Source organism: Sphingobacterium sp. BIGb0165, assembly GCF_024810095.1.
GTDB lineage: Bacteria > Bacteroidota > Bacteroidia > Sphingobacteriales > Sphingobacteriaceae > Sphingobacterium > Sphingobacterium detergens.
Map to the genome: position 1 here is coordinate 457162 of NZ_JANUEB010000002.1, position 12023 is coordinate 469184.

General features: G+C 40.1%; 10 protein-coding genes. All 10 read right to left on the bottom strand.

Annotation, left to right across the window (positions count from 1 at the left end; translation table 11 throughout):
- Nucleotides 1–11: 11 nt before the first annotated feature.
- The 10 genes from leuC to M2408_RS05660 all read right to left on the bottom strand — a co-directional run bounded on the left by leuC (nucleotide 12) and on the right by M2408_RS05660 (nucleotide 11848).
- Entirely contained in the window at nucleotides 12–1409 is a 1398-nt protein-coding gene (leuC, locus tag M2408_RS05615; protein WP_259180048.1) for a 3-isopropylmalate dehydratase large subunit, read from the bottom strand.
- Nucleotides 1410–1588: 179 nt separating this feature from the next.
- Nucleotides 1589–3070, bottom strand: a complete 1482-nt coding sequence (gene ilvC, locus M2408_RS05620; protein ID WP_120260208.1) for a ketol-acid reductoisomerase — start codon at nucleotides 3068–3070, stop codon at nucleotides 1589–1591.
- A gap of 40 nt (nucleotides 3071–3110) precedes the next feature.
- Entirely contained in the window at nucleotides 3111–3575 is a 465-nt protein-coding gene (locus M2408_RS05625; protein ID WP_259180051.1) for a DinB family protein, read from the bottom strand.
- 4 nt (nucleotides 3576–3579) lie between these two features.
- On the bottom strand, nucleotides 3580–4170 hold the full coding sequence (ilvN, locus tag M2408_RS05630; RefSeq protein ID WP_070570155.1) for an acetolactate synthase small subunit: 591 nt from the start codon (nucleotides 4168–4170) through the stop codon (nucleotides 3580–3582).
- An 8-nt stretch (nucleotides 4171–4178) separates the two neighbouring features.
- Nucleotides 4179–5921, bottom strand: a complete 1743-nt coding sequence (ilvB, locus tag M2408_RS05635; RefSeq protein WP_259180063.1) for a biosynthetic-type acetolactate synthase large subunit — start codon at nucleotides 5919–5921, stop codon at nucleotides 4179–4181.
- 101 nt (nucleotides 5922–6022) lie between these two features.
- On the bottom strand, nucleotides 6023–7723 hold the full coding sequence (gene ilvD, locus M2408_RS05640) for a dihydroxy-acid dehydratase (protein ID WP_259180065.1): 1701 nt from the start codon (nucleotides 7721–7723) through the stop codon (nucleotides 6023–6025).
- Nucleotides 7707–8597, bottom strand: a complete 891-nt coding sequence (locus tag M2408_RS05645; RefSeq protein WP_259180068.1) for a branched-chain amino acid transaminase — start codon at nucleotides 8595–8597, stop codon at nucleotides 7707–7709. Before M2408_RS05645 ends, ilvD begins: the two co-directional genes overlap by 17 nt.
- Nucleotides 8598–8992: 395 nt before the next feature.
- On the bottom strand, nucleotides 8993–9241 hold the full coding sequence (gene atpC, locus M2408_RS05650; RefSeq protein WP_028071934.1) for an ATP synthase F1 subunit epsilon: 249 nt from the start codon (nucleotides 9239–9241) through the stop codon (nucleotides 8993–8995).
- 109 nt (nucleotides 9242–9350) lie between these two features.
- Complete coding sequence (gene atpD / locus M2408_RS05655) at nucleotides 9351–10853, bottom strand: F0F1 ATP synthase subunit beta (protein ID WP_259180074.1); 1503 nt, start codon at nucleotides 10851–10853, stop codon at nucleotides 9351–9353.
- Between the two features lie 344 nt (nucleotides 10854–11197).
- The gene (locus M2408_RS05660) at nucleotides 11198–11848 is read right to left on the bottom strand and encodes a hypothetical protein (protein WP_259180076.1); all 651 of its coding nucleotides are present in this window, start codon (nucleotides 11846–11848) and stop codon (nucleotides 11198–11200) included.
- Between the last annotated feature and the right edge of the window lie 175 nt (nucleotides 11849–12023).

Sequence of the window (12023 nt, forward strand, 5' to 3'; positions counted from 1 at the left end):
ACTATTCAGTACTAGATCAACTCTCTAACATCTGTTACTTTACCCGTTACCGCTGCTGCTGCTGCTGTCAGTGGTGATACCAACATGGTGCGCGCGTTAGGCCCTTGACGCCCTTCGAAGTTTCTGTTTGACGTCGAAACACAATATTTACCCGCAGGAATTTTGTCTTCGTTCATACCTAAACATGCCGAACATCCAGGTTCACGCAATTGGAATCCAGCCGCTTCAAATATTTTATCCAAACCTTCTTCTTTGGCTTGTTTTTCTACCTGCTTGGAGCCTGGTACAATCCATACTTCGACATCCTGTGCTTTTTGTTTTCCCTTAACGAATGATGCTACTTCACGTAAATCTTCGATACGGGAGTTGGTACAGCTTCCAATGAATACATAATCAACACGGTTTCCCAAGACCGTGGAGTCGTCTTTAAAGCCCATGTAGTCTAAGGCTTTTTGATACGATGGTCTTTCTGATTCAGGTTGTGCACTTGTTGCTGGGATATGTTCTGCAATACCCATACCCATGCCTGGATTTGTACCGTAGGTAATCATTGGAGCGATATCTGCTGCATCAAAGGTCAATACTTTATCAAAGATGGCATCTTCGTCTGAATACAATGTTTTCCAGTAGGCTAAGGCGTTGTCCCATTCTTCTCCTTTTGGTGCGAATTCACGACCTTCCACATAATCAAATGTGATTTGATCCGGTGCAATAAGTCCACCGCGTGCACCCATCTCGATACTCATGTTACAGATGGTCATACGTGCTTCCATGCTCAAAGAGCGGATTGCTGAACCGGCATATTCGATAAAATAGCCTGTACCACCTGCTGCAGAAATCTTGGCGATAATATAGAGGATAATATCTTTTGCGCCAACCCCTTTTTGCAAGGTACCATTGACTTCAATTTTCATTGTTTTGGGCTTGGACTGCAGTAAACATTGCGTCGCAAAGACCTGTTCAACCTGAGAGGTTCCAATACCAAAAGCAATAGCTCCAAAGGCACCATGTGTTGAGGTATGGCTATCTCCACAGACCATTGTTTTACCGGGTAGTGTGATACCTAACTCTGGACCAATCACGTGTACAATCCCTTGATAAGGGTGTCCCAAACCATATAATTCAATACCAAATTCAGTACAATTTTTGGTCAGCATATCAACTTGATATCGCGATAGCTCTTCTTTAATTGGTAAATGTTGGTTGAGGGTCGGTACGTTATGGTCGGCAGTAGCTACCGTTTGCTTTGGACGAAAGACTGGAATTCCTCTTTTGCGTAGGCCATCAAAAGCTTGAGGTGAAGTAACCTCATGAATCAAGTGGGTATCGATATATATAATATCAGGAAATCCCTCTTCACGCTTGACGACGTGAGCATCCCAAATCTTTTCTACTAATGTTTTTGACATTTTTATTCTCTCTTATGTTATTTTTATATTAACCAAGGTGATATTGTAAATGTCTCAATATCACCTTGGTTTTAATATACTAAATTACGAAATTTCCATGATTTCGAAGCACATATGTCTATTGAATTCACTTGGATAGTCCATACGGCCGTTAAAAAACAGATAATTCGTATGAATTTTTAAACAGTTTTGATCGCTTTCATTGCGGTCATTGCTTTACGCAATTTTCGGCCAACGATTTCTACTGGATGATCACGTAAAATCTCATTGATAACAACTAATTGTGCATTATCAACTGCAGCATCTTTGTTTTCGTTAAAGTTTTTACCTACTAAATCTGTATCAACAGTTTTCATGAAATCAGCCAATAAAGGTTTACAAGCTTGATCAAATAGGTAACAACCGTATTCTGCTGTGTCAGAAATAACACGGTTCATTTCAAACAATTTCTTACGTGCGATCGTATTTGCGATCAATGGTGTTTCGTGCAATGATTCGTAATAAGCAGACTCTGGTTTGATACCAGCTTCAACCATTGTTTCAAATGCCAATTCTACCCCAGCACGAATGAAAGCGACCATCAAGGTATAATTGTCGAAGTATTCTTGCTCGTTGATTTTAACATCACCAGCAGCTGTTTTTTCGAATGCAGTTTCACCTGTTTCAGCTCTCCATTTCAATAAGTTAGCATCGCCATTTGCCCAATCTTCCATCATCGTCTTGCTAAAGTGACCCGACATGATATCGTCTTGGTGTTTTTGGAACAATGGACGCATGATATCTTTCAGTTCTTCAGAGATCTCAAAAGCTTTTACTTTTGCAGGGTTGCTCAAACGGTCCATCATACCACTTACACCACCATGTTTCAAGGCTTCAGTAATCACCTCAACACCATATTGTACCAATTTGGATGCGTATCCAGCTTCAATTCCTTTTTCGATCATTTTGTCGAAAGATAAAATAGAGCCTGTTTGCAACAAACCACAAAGAATAGTTTGCTCACCCATTAGATCTGATTTTACTTCCGCCACGAATGAAGATTTCAATACACCAGCTTTGTGGCCACCTGTTCCTACACAGTATGCTTTAGCTTCAGCCCAACCCTTTCCTTGAGGATCATTCTCTGGGTGAACAGCGATCAACGTAGGGACACCAAATCCACGAAGGTATTCAGCACGTACTTCAGACCCTGGACATTTTGGAGCAACCATGATGACAGTGATATCTTTACGGATTTGCATACCTTCCTCAACGATGTTGAAACCGTGTGAATAAGATAGGGTTGCACCTTCTTTCATCAACGGCATAACAGCGGTGATAACCGAAGTATGTTGTTTATCTGGAGTCAAGTTAATGACCAAATCTGCTGTTGGAATCAACTCTTCATAAGTTCCTACATTGAAGTTGTTGTCCGTAGCGTTTTTCCAAGAATCTCTTTTTTGTTCAATAGCTTCTTTACGTAAAGCATAAGATACGTCCAATCCGCTATCTCTTAAGTTTAAACCTTGGTTCAAGCCTTGAGCACCACATCCTACGATTACGATTTTTTTACCTTTTAAAGCATTTACACCATCGGTGAATTCAGTATTATCCATGAATTCAGCGTGACTTAATTGTTCTAACTGCTCTCTAAGCGGTAAGGTGTTGAAATAATTTGCCATTGTTTTACTTTCTGTTATTGGTTGTTGATTATTTATTTTTTTATTGTACTAATTTACGTTGCGCCAAAGCATAGCCATAATGAACATTATCATGTCCAGAGGTCAAAGCGATAACATCTTCAACTGTATCCATTGGATAACCATAGGTAGCGGTTGAAAAAGAGGTAATCTCTCCGAAAATACCATTTTCGTAGTCTTTGGCGATCTGTTCGATACTTTGGATAGCGATTGCTTTTAATTCATCAATTTCAGCCTGCTCCACAAAACGTGTGGGTTTGGTATCTTTTCTGTAATCTTCGTTGTATTTCACCCAAGAAGTGTCAGCTTTGATACCTGTACGAACATAGACTAAAGTCTGTGTACTCACGACGATATGTCCGAAATTCCAGATAATATTATTATTAAACCCAGTGGGGATTTTGTTGAGTTGCTCTATGGAAAGACTATCCACCAATTCAATGAATTTTTGGCGTGCCTGTAAGATAAAATTAAATGTTTCTTGCATGTGATTACATAGTAAATACATCATCCCGTTTGTCGAGATATTCATTTTCAACGATTTCTATGGAAGGTTCCTTTGCTTCAAACTGAACCAATTTGGAGTGGAAACCAGCGCTATCTTTAATGATAGCGATACGGGCACCACGGACAAATTCGATCAATCCGTATTTTGTCAATTCCTCAGTCAACTTGTCAATTTCCTCACGGTGACCGGCAGTTTCGAAAACGATATAATCGTTACGGATCACAACCACATTGGCTCCATATTGACGTAGTAAACGTTCAACATATACCTTTTCATTGACAACGTCAGCAGGGACTTTATATAAAGCTTGTTCTTGCCAGATTACTTCGTCATTGGTGTTGTAGTAGGCTTTAAGAATGTCAATCTGTTTTTCCAACTGGCGACAAAGCTTGCGCAAAACATCTTCAGCCTCTGTAATGACAATGGTAAATCGATGTATGCCTTCTACTTCAGAAGGGGAGGTATTCAAGCTTTCGATATTGATTTTTCTTCTTGAAAAAATCGTTGAGATCCTGCCGATAAGACCGATAGAATTCTCTGTATATAGGGTAATGGTATATTCTTGTTTTTCCATTTTAAACTTTACTTTAAGCGGATCTCTGATACGGATGTTCCTTGTGCAACCATCGGGAATACATTGTTTTCCTTTCCTACCATAACTTCCAATAGATAAGCACCATCGTGTTCAAGCATGGTCTGAAGGGCATTGCGAAGATCTTTGCGTTCTGAAATTTTCTGTCCATCGATATAATATCCTTTTGCAACTGCAACAAAGTCAGGACTAGTGATATTCACGAATGAATAGCGCTTGTCATGAAACAGTTGTTGCCATTGACGTACCATACCTAAGAACTCGTTGTTCAAGATCATGATTTTCACCTTCGCGCCAAACTGCATAATAGTTCCCAATTCTTGAATGGTCATTTGAATACCTCCGTCACCGATGATAGCAACAACAGTTTTCTCTGGGGCGCCGTACCAGGCGCCGATCGCTGCCGGAAGACCAAAGCCCATGGTTCCCAGTCCACCTGATGTTACATTTGATTTACTGTTTTTAAATTTAGCATAACGACAGGACACCATCTGATGCTGACCTACGTCTGTTGTGATAATGGCATCACCACCAGTCAATTCATTCAACACATTGATTACCTCACCCATGGTCAGGATATCCGTTTGCGGATGAAGTTCATTTTGAATGACTTCTTTGATTTCTTCCTGTTCAAGCTGACGGAATTGTGCTAACCATGCAGAATGATCCACAGCATTTACCAATTCGGTCAGCATTGGAAGTGATTCTTTACAGTCACCCCATACCGGTACCGTGGTTTGTACGTTTTTGTCGATCTCAGCAGGGTCAATATCCAAATGGATCACTTTCGCTTGTTTGGCATATTTGTCCAATCGGCCTGTGACACGGTCATCGAAGCGCATACCGATTGCGATTAATACATCACACTCATTGGTCATGACATTTGGTGCATAATTGCCGTGCATCCCCAGCATACCAACATGAAGTTTGTGGTCTGTCGGAAGGGCGCTCAATCCCATGACAGTTGCTGCGGAAGGAATGCCCGTCTTTTCGATAAAAGCTTTGAATTCCGCCTCGGCTTTACCTAAAATAATTCCCTGACCGAAAAGTATAAATGGTTTTTTTGCATTGTTGATTAATTCCGCCGCTTGCTCCACATACTCTTTGCGGACCTGCGGTGCAGGTCTATAGCTGCGTACGTGATTGCATTTTTCGTAACCGAAGTAATCGAACAATTGTATTTGCGCATTCTTGGTGATATCGATCAGTACCGGGCCTGGACGACCAGTACTGGCAATATAAAATGCTTTAGCGAGTGCAGCTGGAATTTCAGTTGCGTCAGTGACTTGGTAGTTCCATTTTGTGACCGGTGCTGTGATATTGATGACATCTGTTTCCTGAAAAGCATCCGTCCCCAGTAGTGAAGCAAAAACCTGACCTGTGACACAGACGATCGGGTTACTGTCGATCATGGCATCAGCCAGTCCAGTAACTAAGTTTGTTGCTCCAGGACCACTTGTCGCGAAGACGACACCAGTACGACCTGAAGTTCTTGCATAACCTTGCGCCGCGTGGATTCCACCTTGTTCATGGCGCACTAAAATATGCTTCAGACGATCCGTATAATCATAAAGGGCATCATAGATCGGCATAATTGCGCCTCCAGGATAACCAAATACGGTATCAACTCCTTCGCTCAATAAGGCTTCCAAAACAGCTTTCGATCCCGAAATCTGTGTCGGAGTTTGCTGCTCTTTAGCGGCCTTATTTTCTGTTATTTCCAGTGTACTCATATTGATTAGTATTGAGATATTAGTATTGAGTATTGAGATTCTTCTTGTGCAAGCCAAACGCTTGACAGTCTTTCCATTTTTTAATTTAAACTATTTGTTTTCTACAGATCCGTTACACAGCCTTCTGATGCATCAGCCACGGTTTTAGCATATTTGTATAACACCCCTTTGCTCACTTTTAATGCAGGTTGCACCCATGCCGCACGACGTTTTGCAATCTCCTCATCGGAAAGTTTCACATTGATTGTATTATTAACAGCGTCAATCTCGATGATATCGTCATCATGTACCAAGCCGATTAATCCACCTTTGTAGGATTCAGGTGTAATGTGACCTACAACGAAACCGTGCGTTCCACCGGAGAAGCGGCCGTCTGTAATCAATGCCACTGATTTACCTAAACCAGCGCCGATAATTAACGAAGTTGGTTTAAGCATCTCAGGCATACCTGGAGCGCCTATTGGGCCTTCGTTTTTAATAACGACCACATCTCCCTGTTTAATTCTACCCGAGGCAATACCAGCGACTAAGTCATGTTCGCCATCGAATACACGTGCGGGGCCAGTGAATTTTTCACCTTCTTTGCCCGATATTTTTGCTACCGAACCTTTTTCAGCTAGGTTTCCGTAAAGAATCTGTAAATGTCCTGTTGCTTTGATTGGGTCGCTCAACGGTTTGATAATAGGCTGATCATACGCCATAATGGATTTTACATCAGCTAAATTTTCAGCAACCGTTTTGCCGGTCACAGTAATACAATCGCCATGCAATAAACCTTCATCCAGAAGATATCTCATTACGGCAGGAGTTCCGCCATATTGTTGAAGATCCTGCATCAAGTATTTACCGGAAGGTTTGAAGTCTGCCAATACCGGGGTTTCATCACTCATACGTTGGAAATCATCCTGAGAAATGTCAACGCCTATGGCTTTGCCAATTGCAATAAAGTGAAGTACCGCATTGGTACTTCCGCCTAAGATAACGATCGCACGTAATGCATTCTCGAATGCTTTGCGTGTCATGATATCGGAAGGTTTAATATCTTTTTCCAGTAAGGTACGGATGTATTTACCCGCATCTAAACATTCATTTTTCTTTGCTTCAGAGATTGCCGGATTAGAAGAAGAATAAGGTAAGCTCATTCCCAATGCCTCAATTGCAGAAGCCATTGTGTTTGCAGTATACATACCGCCACAAGCACCCGCACCAGGACAGGTATGTTTGATGATACCCTCGTAATCTTCATCGGAGAGATTGCCACAGATGCGTTGTCCTAAGGCTTCAAAAGCAGAGACGATGTTTAATTCCTCACCTTTATAATGTCCAGGTGCAATTGTACCACCATAGACCATTAAAGACGGGCGGTCCAAACGGGCCATTGCGATAATAGCACCAGGCATGTTTTTATCACATCCAGGAATAGAGATCAGACCATCGTAATATTGACCGCCACAGATCGTTTCGATACTGTCAGCGATTACATCACGACTGACCAATGAGTAACGCATACCATCTGTACCATTGCTCATACCATCACTGACACCGATAGTGCCGAAGGTCAAACCCACTAAGTCATTGTTCCAAACACCTTTTTTGACGATTTGTGCCAAATCATTGAGATGCATATTACACGTATTACCATCATATCCCATGCTGGCAATACCGACCTGCGCCTTGTCCATATCGGCATCTGTCAAACCGATACCATAAAGCATCGCTTTAGCAGCAGGTTGCGTTTCGTCTTGTGTAAATGTACGGCTGTATTTGTTCATTGCATTTTCGCCGTTAGATAATGACTTCATAATTTTCGTTCTCTAATACTAAATTTTTATATCTTCTTTGGATCGACGCACCTATACTGTGTTCCCACTCTTCTTGATAGATCACATCGTCAACTTGTTTGATTCCGATAATTTCTGCTGCAGTACCACAGAGGAATGCACTATCTGCGGTATAGATATCTTCTACCGTCAATTGTTTTTCAATGACTTCGAAATTCAGCTTTTTACAGATGTTTTTAACGGTCTGCCTTGTAATGCCGGGGAATATATTCTTCGTCGGTGGAGTATAGATTTTGAAATCTTTCTCAATAAAAATATTCTCACTGGAAGCTTGTGCGACGAAACCTTCATGGTCAAGCATAAGTGCTTCGTCGAAACCTCTGTTAATCGCTTCTGTTGTTGCCAAAATAGAGTTTACGTACTGCCCTGATATCTTCGAGTCGGTTTTAAAAGATTTTGGATTAGGTCTTTTGATATCGGAGATACACACACGGAGCAGGTTCTGACCAAGATAAGGTCCCCATTCCCAGGCGGCAATCATCAGATTAGCTTCCGTAGAGGAGGTCAGATGCATATTGGATCCTGTGAGCACTAGTGGGCGGATATAAGCCTCTCGTAAGTTGTTTACAGCCAAAAGCTCATAGCATTTGTCAATTAGCTCACGGTTGCTCCATTGATAAGGAATTCCAACCGCTTCACAAGATTTCTTTAATCGGTCAAAATGCTTGTCCGCCTTAAAGATACGCGGACCATTGTGGGTATTGTACGCGCGTAGACCATCGAATACAGCATAGCCATAATGAAGCGATTGTGCAAAGGGATTCAATGCAGCCTCAGAAGCTTTTACAAAAGCTCCGTCTAAATAAATCAATGTGTTCTTGTCGTAATATTTCATAACCCAAAATTTACCTTATTTAAATAATTCCCTTTTTTGGTTTTTGCTGGTAAATCATGCTATCTCAGGTCTTGGTAAAAACCTTCGATTTTCATTTCCTCAAGGTAGCAGGAATTACAATAATTGGCAATAGCTAAAGTGCTAATTTTCTATTTAGAATAAAATTTTAAATTTTCATGTTTTAAAAAATTTTAAACTGTTATTATTTGGTTTGTTCGGTTTTAAATTTTGTTAGTCGTATACCGTATTTAAAATTGGTCTACATGGTCAAAAAATTATTTTTTGTTACAAAGGGTAAATTTCTTCCTAAAATGAAGAAATTGTCAAAAAAACTTTAAAAAAAAAGCTTCCGATATTTCTATCGGAAGCTTTTCAATATTTTAAAATCAATTGATTTAATCTCCGATAATTCCTTCAGCAAGCACGGTAATGACATTGTCTTTTGCTTCCACGACGCCACCTTTAATGAACACTTCTTGTCCACCTTTACCTTGTTGAATAATTACTTTTCCATCTTCCAAAGTAGAAACAATCGCCGCGTGGTCTTTCAAAATTTGGAAAGAGCCCGCAGAGCCAGGGACAGTAACAGATGTTACTTCGCCTTCGTATACTAATTTGTCGGGAGTGATAATTGTTAATTTCATTATTCTTAGATATAAGATTTGAGATATGAGATTTGAGAACTTTAGGTTTTCAAATAGATATGAGATAATCGAAAGTCTATTATCTCATACCTATGGTCTAATATCTAAATTAAACTGCTTCTGCTAATAATTTCTTACCTTTTTCGATAGCATCATTAATGTTACCTACCAAGTTGAAGGCAGCTTCAGGATATTCATCGACTTCACCTTCAATAATCATATTGAAGCCTTTGATGGTATCTTTGATGTCTACCAATACACCTTTTAAACCTGTAAATTGTTCGGCTACGTGGAAAGGTTGTGATAAGAAACGTTGTACACGACGAGCGCGGTGAACGGTTAATTTATCTTCTTCAGATAATTCGTCCATACCTAGGATCGCAATGATATCTTGCAATTCTTTGTAACGTTGAAGAATTTCTTTTACACGTTGTGCAGTATCATAATGTTCAGCACCTAAAACAGCAGGAGAAAGGATACGAGATGTAGAATCCAATGGATCCACAGCAGGATAGATACCTAACTCAGCAATTTTACGAGACAATACTGTTGTTGCGTCCAAGTGAGCAAATGTTGTCGCTGGAGCAGGGTCAGTTAAGTCATCGGCAGGTACATATACCGCTTGTACTGAAGTGATCGAGCCGTTTTTAGTTGAAGTAATACGCTCTTGCATCAAACCCATCTCTGTTGCTAAGGTTGGTTGGTAACCTACTGCTGAAGGCATACGGCCTAATAGTGCGGATACTTCTGAACCAGCTTGTGTAAAACGGAAGATGTTATCGATAAAGAATAGGACGTCACGACCTTGACCTTCGCCATCACCATCACGGAAATATTCCGCAACAGTTAAACCTGACAAAGCAACACGTGCACGTGCACCTGGAGGCTCATTCATTTGACCGAATACGAAAGTACATTTAGATTCTTTCATTAATTCGTGGTCAACAGTGTCCAAAGGCCATTCACCTTTTTCCATGCCTTCCATAAAATGCTCACCATATTTGATGATACCTGATTCCAACATCTCACGCAATAAGTCATTACCTTCACGTGTACGTTCACCTACACCAGCAAATACAGAAAGACCACCGTGACCTTTAGCGATGTTGTTGATCAACTCTTGGATTAATACAGTTTTACCTACACCGGCACCACCAAATAAACCAATTTTACCACCTTTAGCATATGGCTCTAAAAGGTCAATAACTTTGATACCAGTAAAAAGTACTTCTGATTCAGTAGATAGATCTTCGAATTTAGGAGGGACGTTGTGGATAGGACGACCATTCTCTTTACTCAAATTTTGGATACCATCAATGGCATCACCTACTACATTGAATACACGACCTTTGATTTCTTCACCAACAGGCATTTTGATAGGAGCACCAGTATCAACAACTTCCATTCCGCGAACCAAACCTTCAGTTGCGTCCATGGCAATTGTACGTACACGATCCTGACCTAAGTGTTGTTGAACTTCCAATACAACACGTTGTCCATTTTCTTTTTGAATGTACAATGCATCGTAAATTTTAGGTAGATTTTCACTGTCGGCGAAGTTGACGTCAACAACTGGGCCGATAATCTGCGCTATTTTACCAATCTTGGGCATATTATAGGGACTAAATATTTATTAATCAATTTTATATAAGAGACATAAAAGGCCTCTTTTTTGGTCAGCAAAAATAAGGTTATTCGTTTTTAAAAACAAATAGAATTTGCAATTAAATTACAATTTTATTAATGGAGGTCAAAATGTTATCTCTTGTAATTCTGTTAGTTTCGATTCTTGAAGCAGCTAATATACTTTTTCCGGCGTATTGGGCATCTATTTTTTAACATCAGCCTTTCCTTTTTCGAATGGTATCTAAATGTGATCGACCTGAAGCAAGCTTATGATCAAGCGCCGCTTCAGGTCGATAAGAATAGCCGAGTATCGTCTTTTAGAGACTATTACTATATCTTTTTATTTAATTCGTCTTGCAATTGACGTTTCAGCAATTGCTCTTTTTCCATTGCCTTTTTACGGAATGTTGCAAATTCTTCTTGCGATTGTTCCGCTGTTTTCTGAAATTCTACGGTGTCAACCTTGGCTTTCCGATAAGAGAATAGGAAGATAAAGGTAGCGACAGCTAAGACACCAATGATGGTCCAGACCACTGTGCTATATAAACCTTTGGATGTATTGATGCCCAAGAATGAAAAGCTATCTGTTTTTTGCTGTTCCTGTGCAAGCTGATCTTTTAATAGCTGAATAGAATCCTGTAAGTTTTTGGTATTGGAGGTATAGTTGCTGGATGAAGATTTTAAGGTATTGATTTCCTTGCGCAACTTGGCTACAGTATCAACAACGTTCTTTTTTACAATATCAAGGTTGGTTTTGCGGACCATCTTGAAATCATAATTGTTTTTTGATATATAATTTAAGTGATCAAACTGATTTGCCAAGCTCCCTTTTCTTAGTCCATCCGGGCTGTATTTGTAAGCGTCATTGGCCTGCTGGGTGGCGGTAACTGGCGCTGCTGTAGGAGTTTGAGCCTGTAATAAAGTGTACGATGAAATAAATAAAATCGTAAAGAATACAAATGCTAATCTCAATTTGCTCATGTTGTCTATCGTTATTATAATAAGTTTAATCGGGATATTCCAGCTACAAAGCTAGCATATGCCTGTGATAAATATAAGGAATTATTGAAAAAACGAAAATTGAAAGTGAAATATATTTCAGTAAACCATTAAAGGACAATAAAACTAAAATAGATTCAATGCGCGACTTGTCCCC

What these genes read in the sequence shown, in the direction of transcription:
- ilvN (WP_070570155.1), bottom strand. Translation starts at nt 4,170, where the DNA reads ATGGAAAAACAAGAATATACCATTACCCTATATACAGAGAATTCTATC.
- ilvD (WP_259180065.1), bottom strand. Translation starts at nt 7,723, where the DNA reads ATGAAGTCATTATCTAACGGCGAAAATGCAATGAACAAATACAGCCGT.
- M2408_RS05625 (WP_259180051.1), bottom strand. Translation starts at nt 3,575, where the DNA reads ATGCAAGAAACATTTAATTTTATCTTACAGGCACGCCAAAAATTCATT.
- atpD (WP_259180074.1), bottom strand. Translation starts at nt 10,853, where the DNA reads ATGCCCAAGATTGGTAAAATAGCGCAGATTATCGGCCCAGTTGTTGAC.
- ilvB (WP_259180063.1), bottom strand. Translation starts at nt 5,921, where the DNA reads ATGAGTACACTGGAAATAACAGAAAATAAGGCCGCTAAAGAGCAGCAA.
- atpC (WP_028071934.1), bottom strand. Translation starts at nt 9,241, where the DNA reads ATGAAATTAACAATTATCACTCCCGACAAATTAGTATACGAAGGCGAA.
- ilvC (WP_120260208.1), bottom strand. Translation starts at nt 3,070, where the DNA reads ATGGCAAATTATTTCAACACCTTACCGCTTAGAGAGCAGTTAGAACAA.
- leuC (WP_259180048.1), bottom strand. Translation starts at nt 1,409, where the DNA reads ATGTCAAAAACATTAGTAGAAAAGATTTGGGATGCTCACGTCGTCAAG.
- M2408_RS05645 (WP_259180068.1), bottom strand. Translation starts at nt 8,597, where the DNA reads ATGAAATATTACGACAAGAACACATTGATTTATTTAGACGGAGCTTTT.
- M2408_RS05660 (WP_259180076.1), bottom strand. Translation starts at nt 11,848, where the DNA reads ATGAGCAAATTGAGATTAGCATTTGTATTCTTTACGATTTTATTTATT.